This window comes from Paenibacillus sp. FSL W8-0426 (assembly GCF_037969725.1).
In the GTDB taxonomy this organism is placed as follows: domain Bacteria; phylum Bacillota; class Bacilli; order Paenibacillales; family Paenibacillaceae; genus Paenibacillus; species Paenibacillus hubeiensis.
This window is the reverse complement of the sequence record NZ_CP150203.1, coordinates 303,018-322,907: the sequence shown is the minus strand read 5'-3', so window position 1 is coordinate 322,907 and position 19,890 is coordinate 303,018. Positions and strand designations below refer to the sequence as shown.

The window sequence follows — 19,890 nt, the reverse complement described above, 5'->3', positions numbered from 1 at the left end:
CAAAAGGGAAAACGACGACTTAGCCGCGTTCTCCCTTTGTTATGTAAACTTGTCCTCTTCAATCCTTGAAATACTGTTCCATCCGGGACCAGTTCATCGGCTCATCCACTTTATAACTCGTCAGTGCATCCCTTGTTGCGGAAGCATCGAATATTTCGATGTGCTGCTTGTCGTAAAACGTGATGTTGAATCCGGACGATTCCCTGCCCTCCTTGTTGATCAATAGTCTCCATTCGTAGTAATAAGGTGATGCTTCTTCGCTGAGGCTCGGGCGATCGGCCCGCTTCAATCCGTGATCTTTATAATCGTTCAGCAGCTTCCTGATCTCCTCAGCGTCTTCAATAACACGTTCCTCGTCAGTTTCGTTCACTGTTTTGGATATTTGCCGGATTTCCAATCGTTTAAACCGATCCAGCATCCCAAAATGCTCCAGCACTTCAGCCCGAAACGTCGTGTGACGTTGCTGATTGATGTATATCGGTATCATAATTGCAACTATTGCCATCAAAATGACAGCAATAATGATGCCTCTTTTTCTCCTCAGCAAAATCCCCTCACTCCATTTGCATATTTTAAGAATGATTCATGTAACTGAATTAAATGTTCATATTTCCCAGTATACCATTAAATCTTATATCACTCATTCAACAAGTTCCAACGAATCGGCGTAAGTTATGAGGCACTGCACCGAAAATAAAAAACAAAAAAATGCACCTCCAACTGTTAGAGTGTGTCTAACAATTGGGGTGCATTTCACGCCTTGCTTGAGTGTGATCTCGGCTTGTTTTTTGATTGGATTGCACTGCCCGAGCGATTATGAGCGGGCCTTGGCCGTCGATTCCCGAACAACCAGCTCGGGCTTCAGGATCATGTTCCGGGCAGGCTGCCTTTCCTCTTTGAGCTCATCGATCAGCAAATCCACGGCATGGCGCCCAAGTTCCTCGATCGGCTGGGCGATCGTGGTGAGCGGCGGGCTGGTCACCGAGGCAAGGATCGTGTTGTCAAAACCAATGACAGACAGTTCCTCCGGTACCCGCAGCTTCAGTTCTTTGGCGGCTTGGAGCGCTCCGATGGCCTGCATGTCGTTGCAGCAGAAGAGCGCCGTCGGCCGAGGGGATGCGCCGAGCAGCTGCAGCGCGGCCGCTTTGGCTGCGCCGGGCTCGATTGCAGACTCCAGCACTCGCTCTGCTGCCAGCTCATGCCCTGCTTGCTCCAATGCTTCACGGAAGCCGCGCACCCGCTCGCGGCTGCTGCTCACCCCCGCTTGCTCCGCCAGAACCGCCATGCGTTCATGCCCAAGCTCCAGCAGATGACGCGCCGCCAGGGCCCCGCCCAACCGGTCATCGATTGCGACGGTGTGCACCTCCAGTGTCGGCAGGTGCCGGGCAATCAAGGCCACGGGAATGGACTGCTGCAGGAGCGGCGCCAAAATTTCGGCATTGCTGATCCCTGTTCCGATCATCATGCCGTCGACTCTTTTTTGCTGTAACAGGTTCAAATAGCGCTCTACCCGCTCGTCCTTGTTGTCCGTACTGCAAATAACGACGCTGTAGCCCAATTTGCGGCTTCGATCCTCCACCGCTCTGGCAAGTTCCGCAAAATACGGATTGGATATATCGGGTACGAGCAGCCCAAAGGTGTACGTCTGTTTGCCCGTCAGGGCCGCGGCGATGGCGCTGGGCTGATAGTTCAGGCGCTCCATGATTTCCATGATCTCGGCACGCCGCTTTTCGCTGATTTTGCCTTTGCCGTTAATGACTTGGGAGACGGTTGCAATAGATACCCCGGCCTCCCGCGCAATATCGTAAATGGTTGCTTTCATCGAGATTCCCCATTTGGTTTCGTTTACATCCCATTATGCAGGCGGATGCCCCCATAAGCAACATGAGTCGGCATGGACTGTTATGATCCGCCCATCCAGCTCAGGCACAAGCTGTATCCTAACCGCTATAACGGCAACGAAGACGGGTGTGAATTATTTAGGCTGCATCAGCCAATCGTGATCCGGATCGTTGCGGAACTTCCAAATTCGTGTCGGGCCGGCCATCACGTTGAGATAATACACGTCATACCCTGGAGGAGCGCCTACCGGATGATATCCGCGAGGAACCAGCACGACTTCTCCGTTGTTCACGGCTAACGTCTCATTCAAGGAACGATCATCGGTATACACGCGTTGAATGGCAAACCCTTGCTCGGGCTCCACGCGGAAGTAATACGTTTCCTCCAGCAACGATTCTTCCGGCAATGCATCCTGATCGTGTTTGTGCGGCGGGTAGCTGGACCAGTGGCCGTTTGGCGTAAATACTTCCACCACCAGCAAGCTGTCGGCTTCCTTCTGCTCCGGTAAAATGTTATGGATTTGGCGTTCCAGGTTTCCGTAACCGCGTCCCTCCACGCCGACATCCTCGGGCGCAATCAGCCGTGCCGGATAACTGCCTTTTCCCGGGGCCGCGCAGATGGCCAGCTCCAACGCTGTTCGTGCCGTAATTTCTACCCGATCCAAATTTGGGACGTACACGGAGTACGGGGGAATTTTTTCGAAAACGCTCATGCGTTTCCCCACATGCTCCCAGGTCTGTTCTCTGGTGGAGACATCCGCCACCCCGCTGAGAAAGACGATGCATAACTCCTGATCGCCGCTCTCCCGCGTCAGCGTCTGTCCCTTCGCCAGTTTCGCCACTTGGAAACCGACATACTCCCATCCGGCAGTCTCCGGGGTTACCGTCAGGATCGTTCCGTCTTCGTCAGGCGTGCTCTTCGGTTTGATGATGTATTCCGACATTTGTGGATGACACTCCTTTCCATGAACTTGGAAGCATTCAATATGCCCATGATTGCCGATCCTTTATTTGCAGCGTATCCGTGATCCGGCTTTTCGTTCCAATGATTGACGTTCTTCACAAAGAAACCGTCTTCGATCCGACGGGAGCCCCCGGCACTTCGCTAAGCTTGACCGGCCTTCCCCGCTGCATCGACATGCGGGCCGCCAGCGCAATGCGCTCTGCCTGCACGGCGTCATGACCGTCAACCAGCACCGGCACATCGTTTAGAATCGCGTCGATAAACAGAGCCGTTTCCTGCACGTAAGCTTCGTTATACCGCTCCAGGAAAAAATGCAGCGGCTTGTCGCGCATCAGACCTGCCGCCGTGCTGATCTCGGCTGTGTTCGGATGATCATTGGCCGCGGCGACGCTGCCGAGTGATCCGAACACTTCAACGCGCTGGTCATAACCGTATGCCGCCTGGCGGCTGTTATCGATGACCCCAATCGCGCCGTTGCTGAACGTCAGGGTAACAATCGCCGTATCCACGTCGCCGTGTTCCGCAAAGACCGGATGAATCAGCACATTGCCTTGCGCATATACTTCTTCCACTTCGCTGCCCGTCAAATAACGGGCCATGTCGAAATCGTGGATCATCATGTCCATGAAAATGCCGCCCGATACCCGAATGTATTCCGCCGGAGGCGGGCTGGGATCCCGAGACGTGATCTTGACGATGTGAGGGTCCCCGATGGCACCCGATTGCACATGCTCCCGTACCCTTCTGAAATTATGGTCGAACCTGCGATTGAACCCGATCTGCAGCTTCACGCCCGATTGCCGGACCGCCTCCACAACAGAACGGGTCTGCGCCAGATCCATACTGACCGGCTTCTCGCAGAAAATATGTTTGCCTGCGCGCGCCGCTTGTTCCATGAGCGGCACATGGGTGTCGGTGGACGAGCAGATCAGCACCGCGTCCACGTCGGACATGGCCAGCAGCTCACCGCTGTCCGTTGTGACAACCGGGATGCCGCGTCCTGCGGCCCAGCTCTCCAGCTCGGGCCCTGCATATAGATCGCTGATGCCGACGATTTCGGCATGCGGGTTGCGGAGCAGATTGTCGGCATGGATTTTGCCGATCCTGCCTGCTCCGATAATTCCGATTCTCACCTTGTCCTTCGTCATTCGTTTATCCTCCTGTATGCGACTGGACATACTGCAACCATTCAAGGAGCGGAGCTTCTAAGGACGCGAATCATCATTCCACCACGGATCGTAGAGGGGATGCTTCGCAAAAACGCCGTTCCATGCATGCATGCAAGTATGCACTTGCGCTTTAATGCGTTTGGCTTGCCGCCGATTACCAGCGGGCCGTCACCATTTTTTTGCGTGTATAGAACTCGACGCCGTCGGTGCCATTGGCATGCAGATCGCCGTAGAAGGATTTTTTCCAGCCCGAGAACGGGAAAAACGCCATCGGGGCAGGTACGCCCAGATTAATGCCTAGCATGCCCGCATCGATCGTTTCCCGGAACTGCCGCATGCTCGAACCGCTCTGCGTGAACAGGCATGCCCCGTTGGCAAACTCGGAGCGGTTCGCCAGCTCGATCGCTTCCTCCAGCGTAGCTACTCTCGCAATCGAAAGCACGGGCGCAAAAATCTCGTCCCGCCAAATTTTCATCGTGCTGTCCACGTCATCGAAGATGGTCGGCCCGACGAAATACCCCGATGCTCCGGCCGCTTCATCCTTCCGGCCGTCACGGATGAGCTTCGCCCCTTCTTGCTGTCCGGACTCGATGTAGCCCAGCGTGCGCTCTTTGTGCGGACCGCGGATAACCGGGCCGAGGAATACGCCGTCATGCATACCGTTCCCGATCGTGATCCGATCGGCGGCATCCGCCAGTTTCTGCACGAGCGCGTCCGCCACGTCGCCGACGGCAACGACGACGGAACAGGCCATGCAGCGCTCACCTGCGGAGCCGAAAGCGGCGCTCGTGATTTCCTTCACCGTCAGGTCCAGATCGGCATCCGGCATGACGATGGAGTGGTTTTTGGCACCGGCGAGCGCCTGCACCCGTTTGCCGTGCGCGGAGGCAGTCGTGTACACGTATTCGGCCACGGGCTGTGAGCCGACAAACGAGATCGCTTGAACATCCGGGTGTTCAAGCAGCCCGTTCACGACGTCGTGCGCGCCGTGAACGACGTTCAGCACGCCGTCCGGAAGCCCCGCTTCCTGAAAAAGCTCCGCCAGGCGGCATGCCAGCAGCGGCGTACGCTCGGACGGCTTCAGGACAAAGGTGTTCCCGCACGCGATCGCCAGCGGGAACATCCAGCACGGTACCATCATCGGGAAGTTGAAGGGGGTGATTCCCCCTACAACGCCGATAGGGTACCGGTACATACCCGATTCGAGCCCTGTGGCGATATCGGGCAGTTGTTTGCCCATCATGAGATTCGGAGCGCCTGCCGCGAATTCGACACATTCGATGCCGCGCTGCACTTCACCGTAAGCTTCGTTGTAGCTTTTGCCGTTCTCCAGCGTAACCAGCCGCGCCAGCTCCTCCCAATGCTCCACCAGCAGCTGCTGGTAGCGGAACAGAATGCGCGCGCGCCGCGGAACCGGCGTTTTGCTCCACGAGGCAAACGCCTCCTTCGCGCGCTTCACGGCAAGATCCACGTCCGCTTGTTCGGACAACGGAACGAGGGCGATGACCTCTTCCGTCGCCGGATTCACCACCGGCTCGGTGCGGTCGCTTGCCGGACTAGTCCAGGCACCCCCGATCCAGTTTTGCACGATTTTAACGCCCGTCTGCGTTGAAGTTTCATTTCCCATCATCCTGTTCCCCTTTCAACGGTGTTCTAGTCGGTATACTCGTCTCTGCTGCACAGCAACCCTGACTCTGGCGTCGGTAGCGGCTGTCTGATGTCTACCTCTTACGAACCTGACGCACGCTATTCGGCGAGATTTCGACCATCTGGAATTCTAACGAACATGAGAAGCGTTATTTGCCCCATTTATGCTCTTGTCGCAGCTAATTCCGGTAAATAACGCCGCTGAAGTTCGTTAGGATTAGACAGCCTCCATTTTCGAGGGAATAAGGTGCCTCATGTTCGTTACATTTTCCAACCACATTGTCACAGCCTTTGAAACTTCGGCCACCCTCTATAAAGTTGCTGGAGCTCCTGACTGAACCGGAAACCAAATTTTCCTGACCCAGCCTCACACATTCCAGCAATATCATCCTAAATGGGCTTGCGCTACTTCTTGCCTGCGTCACCATTCAGGGAACCGTAATCTCGCCCCGGTTGCAGCGCTCAATATAGTCGTTGACCTGTTCTACTGTCGGCATCGCATCCGAACAGCTATGGCTGGAAATCACAATGCATGCAGCCGCACTGCCGTAACCCATGCTTTGCTCGATCGTCCAGCCCTGCATCAAGCCGTACAGGAAACCGGCCGCATAGGAGTCGCCCGCGCCGAACGTCTTCACCACCCGCGCCGGATAGCTGTCCGCACGGTGGGATTGGCCCTCCCTCGTATAAGCGATGGAGCCTTGCTTGCCATGTTTGATGACGACGATCTTGGCCGAAAAATCAAACCACTTCCGGGCCGTCACCTGATCGCTGCGGTCCGGGTTGTGGTCGAACGCCTCCATCATGTCGAACTCCTCGCGGGTGCCCAGCAAAATGTCGCATTTCTCGGCCGCAAGGTTGTAGTACACCGCCGTCTCTTCCGGCGACGTCCACGTGTAAGGACGGTAATCGAGATCAAACACGATCACCACCCCATGCCGCTTCGCATACGCCAAAGCCTGAAACACCGCTTCGCGGGAAGGACTTTGCGCCAGTGCCGTGCCCGAAATCAGCAATACGCGCGAGTCGGCGATCAACTGCTCCTGCACTTCTCCAGCTTTCAGCTTCAGATCTGCTACGTTGTCGCGGTACATGAGAATGCTGCAATCGGTCGGGCTTTTGATCTCCGTGAAAGCCAGCCCGGTAACCGCACCGGTATCATCAGTAACTACATTGGACGTATCGATGCCGTTGTTCTCCAGGTAGCGGTGAATGAACCGCCCCATCTGGTCGTCCGCGATTTTGCCGACAAAAGCCGTTTTCAAGCCAAGACGGGACATCCCGATCGCAATATTGGCGGGCGAACCGCCGACATACTTCGTAAACGTCATCGTGTCTTCCATCGGACGGTTGATTTCATTGGCGTTCAAGTCGATGCACAGGCGGCCGATCGCCGTGAAATCCATTTTCCGCGAAGCGGGGAAATCAACGTAGTTCATGTGAGCGGACTCCTTTCCGTATCGTTTGGCTCCCGGACAAGAGAATCGATATACGCCAGGGAACGCTTTGCATATTCGTAAGGGTTATGCACTGCCGGGTCCTGCTCCCCTTCAAGCATCGCCCATCCGTTGTACCCTCGGGAAACGAGCTCCTGCACAATGGGGGCAAAGTCGATGCAGCCGTCACCCGGGACCGTGAATACTCCTTTGCGAATGCACCCCACAAAATCGCTCTGCTCCGCCCGTGCCTCTGCCAGCACTTGTGGACGGACATCTTTGAGGTGAATGTAAGCGATCCGGTCATAATGCTTGCGCAGCACTTCCAACGGATCGGCTCCTCCGTAATAAGCGTGCCCTGTATCATAGAGCAGGTGAACCAGGGCAGGATCGGTCAGCTCCATCAGCTTATCGATCTCTTCCGGCTGTTCTACCGCCGTGCCGCCATGGTGATGATACGTCAGCTTCAAACCATGCTCGCGGGCAATCTCCCCGGCGGCGTTTAGCCCTTCCGCCAAGGCTTGCCACTCCGGCTCTCCCAGCCTCAGCACCTCTTTTTCATGGGGCGTGCGCCGTGGGTCGAAATGCAGGGAACCGCCCACCTCGCATGTGCTGATCACCGTGCTGCCCATGGACTGCAAAAATTCGGCGTGGCGGCGGTAACCGTCAAGTTCGGACTGCCGATAGGAAGGATCGGAAAACAGCACCGACTTCCACTGGGAAACGAGGCGGATGCCCCGCTGATCCAGTTCCTTCTTAAGCTCAATCCGATCCGTCGGATACTTGCGCCCCATCTCCGTGCCCGTCAGCCCGAGACGCTGAATGTCGTCCAAAATTTGTTCGCACGTCGTATCGTTGCCGTGTTCCTTCACATCCTCGCCGACCCAATTGATCGGATGAATGCCGATCCGAAATGGAAGCTTGCTCATATATTCCCGTCTCCTTTGCGATTAGATGAGCCTTGCTTTGGCGCGATTCCGCCGCATGGCGCCATGTGCTTCTACCACCTTGCCCTCTGCGGATACTTCGGGAACACCCACGTTCCACCACGATTCATAACCGCCCGAGTTGGTGCCAGGCACCACCGGAATTTCGATCAATGTCGTCACCGTCTCGGCCTGCGCCGCCCGAAGTGCCTGTTCCAGCTGCTCCGCATTCTCCGCCCGATAACCCTTTGCACCCAAGCTGCGGGCATGGGCGGCGAAATCCATCGGCATGTACTCCCCGGTCAAACGTCCGGATCCGGCCTCGCGATAGCGGAATTCGTTGCCGAACCCGTCGCTGCCGTGCTCCCGCTGCAAATTGTGAATGCATTGGAAGCCGTTGTTGTTGAACAGCAAAATCGTCATTTTGCGTCCTTCCTGAAGGCTGGTCACCAATTCGGAGTGCAGCATCAGATAACTGCCGTCGCCAACCAACGCATACACCTCACGATCCGGCTCGGCCAAGGCTACCCCAAACGCGCCGCTCACTTCGTAGCCCATGCAAGAAAAGCCATACTCCATGTGGTACGTCTTCGGCTCGGCCGACCGCCACAAACGGTGCAGGTCACCGGGCAGGCTCCCCGCGGCGCAGACGATTACGGATGAGGATGGAATGGCGTCGTTGATGATGCCGAGCGCGTGCGTCTGCGCCAATCCCGCCTCATGCTTGAGCGCATACAGCCGATCTACCTCGGCATCCCACTGTCGACGGAGATCCGCCACCTCGGATGACTCGTATCCGCTGCGATATTTCCGCAGTTGAAGCGCCTCCTGCAAAGCCTGAAGACCCTCCCGCGCATCGGCCAGCACCGCTTCGCCGCCGAGCTTCGCGGCATCCATGCCGTTCAAGTTGATATTGACGAAGGATACGTCGGGATGCTGGAAAGCAGACCTCGACGCCGTCGTGAAGTCCGAAAACCTCGTGCCGACGCCGATGACAACGTCCGCTTCCCGCGCCAGCCGGTTGGCCGCCAGCGAACCGGTTACGCCAACCGCTCCCACATTGAGCGGATGGTCCCATGCCAGGGCGCTTTTGCCGGCTTGCGTCTCGGCGACCGGGATGCCGAAGGCTTCGGCGAAGGCCGCAAGCTGCGCGGACGCCTCGGCGTACAGTACGCCGCCGCCTGCGATCAGCAGCGGCCTGCGTGCGCGGGCGATCTGCTCAGCCGCCCGCTCGAGGGCGGCCCGGACCGGGGGACGCCGGTCCAGGTAGTGCACCCGCCGCTCGAAAAATGCCGCGGGATAATCATATGACTCGGCCTGCACGTCCTGCGGCAGCGCCAGCGTCACCGCGCCCGTCTCGGCCGGGTCGGTCAGCACCCGCATCGCGTTCGACAACGCCGTCATCAATTGCTCCGGCCGTACGATGCGGTCCCAGTACTTGCTTACGGCTTTGAACGGATCGGTAGCGGAAATAGTGTAATCGCTTCCAACTTCAAGCTGCTGCAGCACCGGGTCGGGCTCCCGCGTAGCGAAATTGTCTCCCGGGAGCAGCAGCACAGGGATCCGGTTGACCGTAGCCGTCGCTGCAGCGGTGATCATGTTCAAGGCACCCGGTCCAATGGACGTGGTGCAGGCATAGATTTGCCTGCGGTTCTTCTGTTTGGCGTAGGCTGCTGCGGTATGCACCATGCCCTGCTCGTTTTTGCCCTGCAAATACGTCAGGCTGCCGGGGCTGTGTTCCAACGCTTCCCCGATGCCGGTCACGTTGCCGTGCCCGAAAATGCCGATGACGCCTTTTACGAACTTCGTTTCCTCGCCGTCCACGGAAATGTATTGCTGGTCGAGATAGCGGAGCAATGCCTGAGCCATCGTCAGCCGAATCGTTGTCATGGATGAATCGTCTCCTTTCCCTTCATGGGTTAAGCGCTTAATCTACGTTAAAGTTAAGCGCCTTACCCCTGAAGGTTAAGCGCTTAATTCACATGATATTACAGCCGTATCATTTAGGCAAGTATTTTTTGTAAGCGTTTTATTACAGAACCCATAAAACGCTTTTCCTCTTTCACAGACTCGCCAAATTACGGCCTGAATCTTCCCATCACGATCGTATCATGGTACGTTCCGTCCGCATGCCGCCTGTCGTTATGCAGCACGCCTTCCACCTCAAACCCCGCCTTCTCGTACAGGGCTCGCGCCTTCGCATTGGCAGCCAGCACGGTCAGCGCCACTTTCTTAATCGCCTCTTGTGCATCCGCCCAACCAAGTGAACATTCCAGCAGCCGCGTACCAATCCCGTACCCCCAATAATGCTGCGCAACGCCTACGCCGAATTCCACCTTATGCGCAAACCGCTTCAATTCGCTCCCTTCGCATCTCGAATATCCCACGATCTTCCCATCCGCCACAGCCACCAAAAACAGATTTCGCGGCTTGATCGTATCCCGGGCAATCAGATCTTCAAAACCGATGGCATCGATAAACGCTTCACCCGGCTCGCGATCCATATGTTCGGTCTCCCCGTCAATCCGCAAGCGCAGTGCCGACAACGCTTCTCCGTCTCCTTCCTGCGCCGACCTGATCGCAAATGTCTTGCCCTTTGACTGGAACCGCTGTTCTTCAATTACCATTTCCTCATAACTCCATTTCGTATTCTATTCAGCATGTCATCCGTTCATGATCCGCGGTTAGTCTACTTCGGACGGGCTTCTTCCCGTCAGCATTTTGAACACCTGGCTGAAATAGGTCGCATTGCGGAACCCCGTCATCTCGCTCACCTCGTACACCATGTATCTTCCCGTCTTGAGCAGCTCCATGGCCTTCCGAACCCGATATCCGTTAAGGTAGCTGACGAAGTTTTCCCCCGTCACCCGCTTGAACAGTTGGCTCAAATATTTGGGATGAACGTACAACCCCCGCGCAATGGCCTCAAAGCTGATCTCTTCCGCATAGTGCTCCTCCACGTATCGCTTGACCTGGATCACCAGCTTGTTGGTTTTCTTCTCGGCCGTTTCTTTCCTTGCCTGCTCAAGCCAATTCCGAATCACGCCGTCCATCCAGCATATCAGATCCTGCAGCGTATATTTAAGCTGAATGTCGCGCAAAAAGTCGCTCATTGCCAACGGAGGGTCAAGCCTGGGATATCGGCTGCTCCAACTTTGCGTCAGCGTATCGAACAGGCTTACGGCCACCACTTGTACCTCTTGCATGCTCGTTCCGCTCCCTTTCTCCAACAAACAGCGAATGTGGCGCCATACCTCTTCCGCCAAGTCCGGCCGCATGTCGGTCCACGCTTCGCTCCATTGCCGAAGCTGTATGGAGTAATCGGGAGCAGGAGCTTCCTGCCACCCGTCCGTTTCATAACAATACACCCGGCTGCCCCCCTGGAATTCTGCCGTTTCCAGCGCCTCCCGGCTCTCCAGATAGGAGTCCATCAACTCGCATAAATGACCCTTGCACCCGCCGACGCCTGCGTTCATCTCCATTTTGAGATACGTGAACACCTGGTCGATCATGCGCTGCAGCAGCCGCTGAATCGACTCTGCCGAAGAATCGCCTTCCAGCATGACGAGCACGAACACTCGATCCGAGTAGTCGATCACTTCGATATGCTGCCTCTCTGCCATCATTGAAGCATGGGTTTGCACGGTTTCCCTGATGATGTCCGCCGCGCCATACCTGAGCAATTGCCAGTCGCGTTCTTTCATGCGCGTCAGGAATTCGGGGCGACCCAGCTGCAGACTGATGGCCCGAACGCGTCCGGCATCGCTCAATCCGACATATTCCATTCGGTCCCGCGACATTTCTTCCGGACGGTACCGCGTGGTGAGAAGCTCATGCAGGAACTGTTTTCTCAGATAGGGAAGCACACGTCCGATCTCCTGTTTATAAACGCGCTCCAGCCGCTCTCGCCGCTCTCTCACATCCTGTTCCAGCATGACCTCGCGCAGCACGGCCTCGATTTCCTCCACCTCCGCCGGTTTCAGCAAAAAGTGGTTCACGCCCCACCGCATCGCCGCCCGTGCATTCTCGAATTCGTCGTACCCGCTCAGAATAATGATAGGAACGTCGGGATGCTCGCTCCTCAGCGCCTGCGTCATCTCGAGTCCCGTCATTCCCGGCATGTAGATATCCGTCATAACCAGGTCCGGCTTCACGCCGCGAAACAGCTCCAATGCATCCGCGCCGTTCGCGGCAGTCCCTGCAATGGTCAGGCCAAGGGATGGCCAATCGACATGATGGGTCAGCGCCCGGATCATATGCGGATCGTCATCCACCAGCAGGATCGTTTTCATGCGCTCTCACCGCCTACCCACAGATTCAATTGTTCCTCGCTCTCGATCCGCGGCAGCGTAAGCGTCACCCGTACGCCGCCCGACTCGGCCGTGCCAAGCTGCACGCCGTACCCTGTTCCGCAGTACAATTGGATGCGTTGATGCACGTTGCGCACGCCGATGCCGGAGGTTTTCCCCAGCACCCAACCGTCCGGCAGTCCCTGCCCGTTATCCGTAATGCGAATAACAAGCCGATCCTCTGAATTACTTGTTTCCGCCTGGATATCCACCCGAATTTGAAGCGCCCCGTCCGCAGGATGGCCATGCATGACCGCATTTTCGATAAAAGGCTGCAGGATGATCTTCGGAATGTAACACCCGCGCACGAGCGGGTCGACCCGCTCTTCGTAGTCGATGGCAAACGGCAGTCGTTCCGCTTGAATGCTCACGTAACAGCGGGCGTGCTCCAACTCGTCCCGCACGCGAATAAACAGTTTGCCTCCGCTCAGTCCGATGCGCAGCAGTTTGCTTAATTGCACGATCATGCGACTGATGTCGCGTGCCTGATAGTCCATGGCGCGCCAGTGGATCATGTCGAGCGTGTTGTAGAGAAAATGCGGTTTGATCTGCGCCTCCAGCAGGCTCGTTTGGGCCTCCCGCTTCGCTCGGCTCTCTTCGCGGACCTGGTCCATCAGATCCGTCAACCGGGAGGCCATGTGGTTGAACCCGTAGGCCAGATGGGCGTACTCCTCGGTAAAGGAAAGTTCGACGCGCGTGTCGAAGTTCCCGCGCTCCAGCTGCCGCATGCGTTTAATCAACTGCCGCAGAGGCCGCACGATGCCGCGAACGAACAACCAGGCCAACACGGCCGAACACAGTAACCCTATGACGGCTACCCCCAGCACCTGCCAACCCGCCGCACGGACAGGGGTTAATAACATGTGCACGGGAATGATCTGCACCAAGCGCCACTGCAGCATGGCAGGCCGGGAATAGAGCACGAGCTGCGAGCCGCCCGGGGCAGACGCCACCTCAAAGCCGTCCCCTGCATGCGCTGCATGTTCCTCAAGCCAGGCTTGATCCACCCAAGGCGCAGCATCCCCCACCGTCGCTGTTTCCGCGCTTGACGAGTCGCCATTGCCGAAGGCCGTGCCATCCGCTCCGTTTTCGCCCATTTGCATGATGACGCTCCCCGACGTATCCACGAGCAGGACCTGTCCGTCCAATACGAGCGGCAGATCGGCAAAACGCCGAACGATGTCCTCCCGGCTTAACCGGATCAGTACATAAGCTACCGTGCCGCCATGACTGTCGAATATGCGCTGGGCGTATCCGACGAGCGAATGCCCCGATCCGTTCTCCCTGAGCGGGACCCAGGCGGCATCCGCGTTTTCCAGCGCGCCGTACCACGAATCGGCCGCTACCGTATCGACGGGGTAAATGCGATCGGCCATCGTCACGGCTACGCCGTTGAACGCATCGGTGTACAGCTCCACCGAGGTGATCCCCTCGCTCACGACTACGGTGTGCTCCAGTATTTTGGCGACCTCGCGCCTTTGATGAATCTGCGTCAGCCTGCCCGTGCCTGCCGTTTCCAGCAGGCTGGACAGCTCCCGGTTGCTTGCCAGGGAATATGCGGTGCCCGTTACGTTCGTGATGAAATCGAAGCCTCGGCGCGTGCTTTCGTTGAGAAGCGCCAGGCGCGCATTGCTGATCTCGGTGAACGTCACTTTGGAGAACGACTGATAGGACAGCCATACGATCACCGACACAAGCAGCAGATTAAATGCAATAAAGCAAGTCACCATCAAAGTGGTGAGCTTGCTTTGCTGCAGCCTATGGCGGATAAACAAGGATACGCTTCGTTTCCTCATGCTAAAGTCCCTACCTTCGTCTTGGAATTACCCTTTGAGCCCGGAGGTCGCGATGCCTTCCACGAAGTATTTCTGGCAGACGATGAAGACGATAAAGCATGGCAGCAGAGACAGCACGGACATCGCAAACATCGGTCCCCAATCCGATTGGGAGCTGGAATCCAAGAACAGGCGCAGACCGAGCGGCACCGTGTATTTGCTGACGTCGCTTAAATAGATCAGCTGGCTGAAGAAATCGTCCCATGTCCACAAAAAGGTAAAGATCATCGTGGTGACGAGCGCCGGGAACGCAAGCGGCAGAATCACCTTGGTATAAATGCGAACCGGACCGCAGCCGTCGATCGTGGCCGCTTCGTCAAGCTCCTTGGGCAGCCCGCGGAAAAACTGCACCATCAGGAAAATAAAGAACGCGTCCGTGGCAAGCCATTTCGGTACGACGAGCGGCAGGTACGTATTGATCCATTCCAGATGGTTGAACAAGATATACTGCGGGATCAGCGTCACGTGATGCGGCAGCATGATCGTCATCAGCATCAGCCCGAAGCACACCGCCTTGAAGCGGAAATCCAGTCTGGCAAAGGCATAAGCAGCCATCGAGCAGGAGATTACGTTGCCCAGCACGGCGCCCAGCGACAGTACGACGGAGTTGGTCAGGAAGCGGGAAAACGGATTGCCCTGAATTCCCGTCCAGCCGCTCACGTAATTGCTAAAGTTCCATTCCTTCGGCCAGAACCACGTTTCCGTGAATATCATGTGCCCTGGTTTAAACGAACTGCCTAACATCCATAGCACCGGGTACAGCATGACAAAGGCGATCGCCGAGATCATTACGTGCTTTGCAACGACCCATGCGGTAGAGCTGCGTTGTCCAATCATGATTTTCCACCATCCTCATAGTGCACCCACAGGCGGCTGCTGCGGAACACGAGCAAAGTAAACACGCCGATCAGAATAACGAGAATCCACGCCATGGCAGAGGCGTAACCCATTTGGAAGAACGAAAAACCCTTCTTGTACAAATACAGGGAATACATCAGCGTGGAATTGACCGGTCCTCCGCTTCCGTTACTGATGACAAAAGCCTGCGTGAACGACTGAAAGGAGGTGATCAGCTGCATGACCAGATTGAAAAAAATGACCGGGGACAAAATCGGCAAGGTGATGTTGAAAAACCGGCGTACAGGGCCTGCGCCGTCCACCGCCGATGCCTCCTCGTACTCGGGCGGAATTTGTTTCAGTCCAGCCAGAAAAATGATCATCGACGAGCCGAACTGCCACACGGACAGCAGCACGATGGAATACAGGGCATACTTCGGGTTCGCCACCCAATCGGGGGCCTTGATGCCGATCATGGCGAGCAGCCCGTTCAGCAGGCCGTCGCCGCCCAGCATTTTGCGCCACAGCATGGCAATCGCCACGCTGCCGCCAAGCAAGGTCGGAATGTAATAAACGGTTCGATAGAGGCCCAGCCCACGAATGCCCTTGTTCAGCAGGAGCGCCACCATCAGCGCAAAAATCAGTTTGATCGGCACGGAGACGGCCACATAGGTAAAGGTGACTTTCAGCGATTGACCAAACAACTTATCCGACGTAAACATCGTAACGTAGTTCTCCAGGCCGACCCATACAGGCGAGGTCAGGATGCTGTAGTCGGTAAACGAAATATATAACGAAGCAATCATCGGTCCAAGCGTCAGCAGCAGCAAACCTACCAGCCACGGGGCGAGGAACAGGAGAGCTGCCCGGTTATGGGCATATCTCCGTTTCGCGGCCCGGGCAGCCACGCGTTCGGTTGTCGCATGGCTGACCTGCGTTGTACTCATGTCATTTCCTCCCGCTCATTGGATTCCGGATACGTGCAGACTGTTATTGGCTTGAACCCAGCGCAGCCTTGGCGCCTTCGATGAATTGCGCAATGACGTCCGGCATGCTTCCCTGGTCGAATGCGATCTGTTCGCTCGCCGTTTTGAAGCTGGCATCCACTTCGGAGAACCCTTGCGGATACGGCGGGTCAATCTCGCTGGAATGCTGAGATACAACGTCGATGAATTGGAAAATGGTCTGCTCCCCTTCGGAAAGATTGGGCTTCAACTGCTCGCGAATGTTGGAGTTCACCGGCACGCCGCGCTCCGATCCCAGGATGGCGGTCGCCTCCGGATCGTTCACCATGAAGTCGATGAACATCGCCACCTCTTTGGGATGCTTCGTTTTGGCATACCCGGATATGAACTGACCCGGTTTCAGGTATTCGCCGATCTGTTTCTCGCCTTCGGAATGCGGAATGACCTGGATTCCCAGCGTATGATCCTGGTTTTTGTTCACCTGCTGGAATGTCAGCAATTGATTGGACCAGGCAAAGTCCATGGCGGCCGTTCCGAGCGAGATCGGACGCGTCTCCGTGGCGTTGGTCGTGGATGCCGTCACCTCGGCCGGCGTTGCGCCGCCATTGGCACGGAGCGCTCCCCACATGTCGAACCACTGCTGCAGCTCTTCGCTGGTTGCCGTCAGCGTGCCCCCGTCGAACAGCCCTTTGCCCGTCTGGCGAATGAACACTTCAAACATGTTCGTCGCGCCCGAAATATCCGCCGAACCGTAGAAGCCTTCGCCCTTGGCCGCGGCGATGCTGGCGGCAATTTTGCTGAAGTCGGACCATGTCCAGCTTTCCTGCGGTTCCTCGATGCCCAGCTCCTTGAACAGCGTTGCATCATAGATGACGCCAGGCGCATTCACGCCGAGCGTGATGGCGTACAATTTATCGTCAATCGTTCCGGCCTTGATCATGCTCTCGTCATGGTCTTCCGTGCGAAGCTCCTTGCTGTCTGCATACGGAGTCAAGTCCAGCAAGGCCCCTCGCCGGGCAAAATCGGTCAGGAACGCGTAGTCCATCTGCACGATGTCCGGCGCGTTGGAGCCGGCGACCTGAGTGGTCAGCTTATCCATATATCCGTCCCAGCCGGAGTACTCCGGCTTGATCGTGATGCCGGGATGTTTTTCTTCAAACAGCTTGATGACTTTGGTGGTCAGATCATGCCGCGTCTGCGACCCCCACCACGTCATGCGAAGCTCGATATTGCCGGAAGACTCCCCCTGCTTCCCGCCATCGGACGACGCCGCAGGGCTGGAGGTTCCTCCCGAACAGGCTGTAGCGAATAATAACAGGGTCAGGCAGCACAGGGTTACCCACTTTTTCATATGCAGCATTGATGAATTTCCTCCCCTTTTTTAACGTGTAATCGCTTACAAATATATTGTACCGGGAGTTCTTCAGGCGGAACATAAACAAAAGTAAGCCATCCTGTCAAAAAAGTAAGGGGTTGGGGGAATATCGATCTTTCTGATCTAAAAATCCACCGAGAGCATGCACTCCCGGCGGCGTTACGCATATGTCACCTTCTCGGCCTTTTCCTTTTGCGGTATTCAGGATGACCGGACAACTGCTGGCGATTGGCGTTGTTCCAAATGCTCCTGCATACGCGCTACCTCGGTGCCTGCCAGCATCATGATGCCGATGCCATGGTTATCATTGGTCACCGTCAACAAGTCCTTGTCATAGTATTCCGAGGTAAACGCATATCTCGATCCGCTGCATACGCCATGCACGTTTCCTTGACGGTCGATGGCCACACGGGTCAATCCCTGCCATGCCTTTCGCGAAGCTTCGGCATACACTTCCGGCTTCTTAAGCCAGCCAAAGCGCACTCCCCGGGCGAACCCGTATGCAAACATCGCCGTGCACGAGGCCTCTTCGTAGGTATCCGGGTCGTTCAGCACCTGGTGCCATAATCCGCTCTCCGCCTGAAGGGCAGCATATCCTTCGCATAATTCGTTGAAAAACGCGATCAATGCCGGTCTGTCCGCATGCTGCTCCGGCAGCGCGGCAAGCACCTCGGACAGCGAGAACAGCGTCCAGCCGTTGCCGCGTCCCCACGGAATGCGCGTGGCCTGTCCATACTTGAAGTCATAAACGTGCGACATGATCTTCTGATCGGCCATAAACAGGTATTTGCGGAAAAGCAAAAATTGTTTCGCCGCTTCGTCGAGCGCAGCCGGGTCGCCTTTCAGGCGTGCATAACGGACAAGGAACGGCGTGCTCATGTACAGGTCATCCGCCCACATCGTATTTTCCGAATATTCGCCCGGGCATTTCCGGTAAAAGGCTCCATCATCGCGCCGTTCCAGTTTGTTGAGCATAAAGTCCGCGATCGTGTCCGCGATGGGCAAAAAGGTCTGCTCCCGGCACTCGCCGTACGCTTCCAGCATGGCAGAACCGAACGAACCGCAATTATCCAGCATTTTCATCATGACGAGCTGTTGGTTGATGGCCGGAAAGCCATACTGCTTCCGGTCCCACAGCGAGTACTCGTACATGGTCGTACACGCCTGCACATGCTCTGCTGCGTAACGGATCATATCCGGCCTGTCCAGGTAACGTCCCGTCTGCAGCAAACCATATACGGTTACGCCGAGCGGATAATCCCAGCGTCCGTAATTGGTAACGGAACCGACGGTCCACTTGTTGCTCAGCATCGCGTTCTCGTAATAAGGACGCACCCATGCCTCGGGTCCATCCAGCCGCCAATACGTATGCTCCGGTTCGTGATCTGCGCCATTGCCCTGCACCGCAAAAATCCGATCCATACGGCACATTTCTGTCGCATCAGGTTCCGCATCGGCTTCGAAAGGTCCTGCATACAGCCATGTTTCGCCTTCCGCGCCATGAACCCGCCACGGGAGCACGTGGGCAGCCGGCTCCGCGCCGATGGCTGCGCCCACATGAAACTGCCATGGCTCACCGGCCGCGGGGCATTCGCTGCAAACCAGCAAATCGCCCGTTCCGGGTCCCGCTTCGATCTCCACGTCGAACGAACCCGCCTCAGGCAGTGCTGCCGCTAGTTTGCCCTCCAGCCAAATACGGAGCGGTCCCGACGCATGGCCTGACAGGCGAACGGGAATCCCCGCGGGGCTGCCCGCCTGAATTCGGGTCCAGCCGTACACCCGCCGGCCCGGGAGCCGCCCGAATAAACGCTCCGGCACAGGCAGGTTCTGCCGCTCGGGGGACCACCGCGTTTCTGGCAGCCAATTCAGACCGCAGGCCGCCTCGTCGCCAAGCAAGTCCGGACCCTCCTCGCCGAGGAGGTCGCCAATGCCTGCGGGAACGTGATCCGGGCAGATCGGTTCGGAATATACCCAGCCCGCGCTACCTTTTCTCCCCCGAAACGGAGCCAGCACGTTCAGGATGCGGACCTTGCCTTCGTCGGAGCCGAATCGGCAGCCGAATCCGGCAGCCGTATTTTTCAGTTCCAGCAGCAGCATGTTCCAGCCTGGCTTGATATCCAAGGATAGCTTCACGGTTGCATCAGGCTTGATTTCATCGATGACCGTGGAACGATAGGTTAATAGACCGTTGAACCAGAAACGAACCGGACCGTAACAGCTTACCAGCACGTCCAAATTCCGATCCTCATCCCCCCAGACCAGCGCAGCGGCATAAGAAACCTGTCCTTGCTTCGCATCGGGGAAGCGTTCCCCCAGATTCAGATCATAGAGCCCTTGATCATTCTGCAAAATACCGGATTTCTGAAACTTTCGATACACGAAATCCGCTTGCGGATTAGCCCCGATGTAACGCTCGGCCAGCACCTTCAGTACGTGTTCGGGGTCATCCCCGAATCGGTGGTACATGCTCTGCGGTTCATTGAAATAGATCGTCATAGATATACATCCCTCTCTCGCTGAAATCATGCCAACATGCAGCAAAAGCC

Annotated in this window: 15 protein-coding genes; all 15 read right to left on the bottom strand. The window is 56.7% G+C overall.

The window, feature by feature from the left end:
- Nucleotides 1–58: 58 nt before the first annotated feature.
- Nucleotides 59–418 (bottom strand): hypothetical protein, encoded by a 360-nt coding sequence (locus MKY59_RS01435; RefSeq protein WP_339275648.1) that lies wholly within the window; start codon nt 416–418, stop codon nt 59–61.
- A 396-nt stretch (nt 419–814) separates the two neighbouring features.
- Nucleotides 815–1,822: a LacI family DNA-binding transcriptional regulator gene (locus tag MKY59_RS01430; RefSeq protein ID WP_339275647.1), complete on the bottom strand. Its 1,008-nt coding sequence runs from the start codon at nt 1,820–1,822 to the stop codon at nt 815–817.
- Nucleotides 1,823–1,975: 153 nt separating this feature from the next.
- Nucleotides 1,976–2,785: a 5-deoxy-glucuronate isomerase gene (iolB, locus tag MKY59_RS01425; protein ID WP_339275646.1), complete on the bottom strand. Its 810-nt coding sequence runs from the start codon at nt 2,783–2,785 to the stop codon at nt 1,976–1,978.
- A gap of 115 nt (nt 2,786–2,900) precedes the next feature.
- Nucleotides 2,901–3,953, bottom strand: coding sequence for an inositol 2-dehydrogenase (iolG, locus tag MKY59_RS01420; RefSeq protein WP_339275644.1), 1,053 nt, complete (start codon nt 3,951–3,953; stop codon nt 2,901–2,903).
- A 175-nt stretch (nt 3,954–4,128) separates the two neighbouring features.
- Nucleotides 4,129–5,601 carry a CoA-acylating methylmalonate-semialdehyde dehydrogenase gene (locus tag MKY59_RS01415; RefSeq protein WP_339278301.1) on the bottom strand — a complete coding sequence of 491 codons (1,473 nt, stop codon included), beginning with the start codon at nt 5,599–5,601 and terminating at the stop codon, nt 4,129–4,131.
- Between the two features lie 448 nt (nt 5,602–6,049).
- Nucleotides 6,050–7,060 (bottom strand): 5-dehydro-2-deoxygluconokinase, encoded by a 1,011-nt coding sequence (iolC, locus tag MKY59_RS01410; protein WP_339275642.1) that lies wholly within the window; start codon nt 7,058–7,060, stop codon nt 6,050–6,052.
- Nucleotides 7,057–7,986 carry a myo-inosose-2 dehydratase gene (iolE, locus tag MKY59_RS01405; protein WP_236420286.1) on the bottom strand — a complete coding sequence of 310 codons (930 nt, stop codon included), beginning with the start codon at nt 7,984–7,986 and terminating at the stop codon, nt 7,057–7,059. The genes iolC and iolE overlap by 4 nt, the downstream gene beginning before the upstream one ends.
- Before the next feature lie 21 nt (nt 7,987–8,007).
- Entirely contained in the window at nt 8,008–9,873 is a 1,866-nt protein-coding gene (gene iolD / locus MKY59_RS01400) for a 3D-(3,5/4)-trihydroxycyclohexane-1,2-dione acylhydrolase (decyclizing) (protein ID WP_339275641.1), read from the bottom strand.
- A gap of 188 nt (nt 9,874–10,061) precedes the next feature.
- A complete protein-coding gene (locus tag MKY59_RS01395; RefSeq protein ID WP_339275639.1) occupies nt 10,062–10,610 on the bottom strand; it encodes a GNAT family N-acetyltransferase in 549 nt (182 codons plus the stop codon).
- Between the two features lie 57 nt (nt 10,611–10,667).
- Nucleotides 10,668–12,275, bottom strand: coding sequence for a response regulator (locus MKY59_RS01390; RefSeq protein WP_339275637.1), 1,608 nt, complete (start codon nt 12,273–12,275; stop codon nt 10,668–10,670).
- Complete coding sequence (locus MKY59_RS01385) at nt 12,272–14,128, bottom strand: sensor histidine kinase (protein WP_339275635.1); 1,857 nt, start codon at nt 14,126–14,128, stop codon at nt 12,272–12,274. The genes MKY59_RS01390 and MKY59_RS01385 overlap by 4 nt, the downstream gene beginning before the upstream one ends.
- A gap of 27 nt (nt 14,129–14,155) precedes the next feature.
- Complete coding sequence (locus MKY59_RS01380; RefSeq protein WP_236420291.1) at nt 14,156–15,004, bottom strand: carbohydrate ABC transporter permease; 849 nt, start codon at nt 15,002–15,004, stop codon at nt 14,156–14,158.
- Nucleotides 15,001–15,951 (bottom strand): sugar ABC transporter permease, encoded by a 951-nt coding sequence (locus MKY59_RS01375; RefSeq protein WP_236420292.1) that lies wholly within the window; start codon nt 15,949–15,951, stop codon nt 15,001–15,003. Before MKY59_RS01375 ends, MKY59_RS01380 begins: the two co-directional genes overlap by 4 nt.
- A gap of 43 nt (nt 15,952–15,994) precedes the next feature.
- Nucleotides 15,995–17,329 carry an extracellular solute-binding protein gene (locus MKY59_RS01370; protein WP_339275634.1) on the bottom strand — a complete coding sequence of 445 codons (1,335 nt, stop codon included), beginning with the start codon at nt 17,327–17,329 and terminating at the stop codon, nt 15,995–15,997.
- Between the two features lie 216 nt (nt 17,330–17,545).
- On the bottom strand, nt 17,546–19,840 hold the full coding sequence (locus MKY59_RS01365) for a glycoside hydrolase family 88 protein (protein WP_339275632.1): 2,295 nt from the start codon (nt 19,838–19,840) through the stop codon (nt 17,546–17,548).
- Between the last annotated feature and the right edge of the window lie 50 nt (nt 19,841–19,890).

Bases quoted from the DNA above. Each gene is read 5' to 3' on its own strand.
- MKY59_RS01435 (WP_339275648.1), bottom strand. From the start codon at position 418: ATGCTGGATCGGTTTAAACGATTGGAAATCCGGCAAATATCCAAAACA.
- MKY59_RS01430 (WP_339275647.1), bottom strand. From the start codon at position 1,822: ATGAAAGCAACCATTTACGATATTGCGCGGGAGGCCGGGGTATCTATT.
- iolB (WP_339275646.1), bottom strand. From the start codon at position 2,785: ATGTCGGAATACATCATCAAACCGAAGAGCACGCCTGACGAAGACGGA.
- iolG (WP_339275644.1), bottom strand. From the start codon at position 3,953: ATGACGAAGGACAAGGTGAGAATCGGAATTATCGGAGCAGGCAGGATC.
- MKY59_RS01415 (WP_339278301.1), bottom strand. From the start codon at position 5,601: ATGGGAAATGAAACTTCAACGCAGACGGGCGTTAAAATCGTGCAAAAC.
- iolC (WP_339275642.1), bottom strand. From the start codon at position 7,060: ATGAACTACGTTGATTTCCCCGCTTCGCGGAAAATGGATTTCACGGCG.
- iolE (WP_236420286.1), bottom strand. From the start codon at position 7,986: ATGAGCAAGCTTCCATTTCGGATCGGCATTCATCCGATCAATTGGGTC.
- iolD (WP_339275641.1), bottom strand. From the start codon at position 9,873: ATGACAACGATTCGGCTGACGATGGCTCAGGCATTGCTCCGCTATCTC.
- MKY59_RS01395 (WP_339275639.1), bottom strand. From the start codon at position 10,610: ATGGTAATTGAAGAACAGCGGTTCCAGTCAAAGGGCAAGACATTTGCG.
- MKY59_RS01390 (WP_339275637.1), bottom strand. From the start codon at position 12,275: ATGAAAACGATCCTGCTGGTGGATGACGATCCGCATATGATCCGGGCG.
- MKY59_RS01385 (WP_339275635.1), bottom strand. From the start codon at position 14,128: ATGAGGAAACGAAGCGTATCCTTGTTTATCCGCCATAGGCTGCAGCAA.
- MKY59_RS01380 (WP_236420291.1), bottom strand. From the start codon at position 15,004: ATGATTGGACAACGCAGCTCTACCGCATGGGTCGTTGCAAAGCACGTA.
- MKY59_RS01375 (WP_236420292.1), bottom strand. From the start codon at position 15,951: ATGAGTACAACGCAGGTCAGCCATGCGACAACCGAACGCGTGGCTGCC.
- MKY59_RS01370 (WP_339275634.1), bottom strand. From the start codon at position 17,329: ATGCTGCATATGAAAAAGTGGGTAACCCTGTGCTGCCTGACCCTGTTA.
- MKY59_RS01365 (WP_339275632.1), bottom strand. From the start codon at position 19,840: ATGACGATCTATTTCAATGAACCGCAGAGCATGTACCACCGATTCGGG.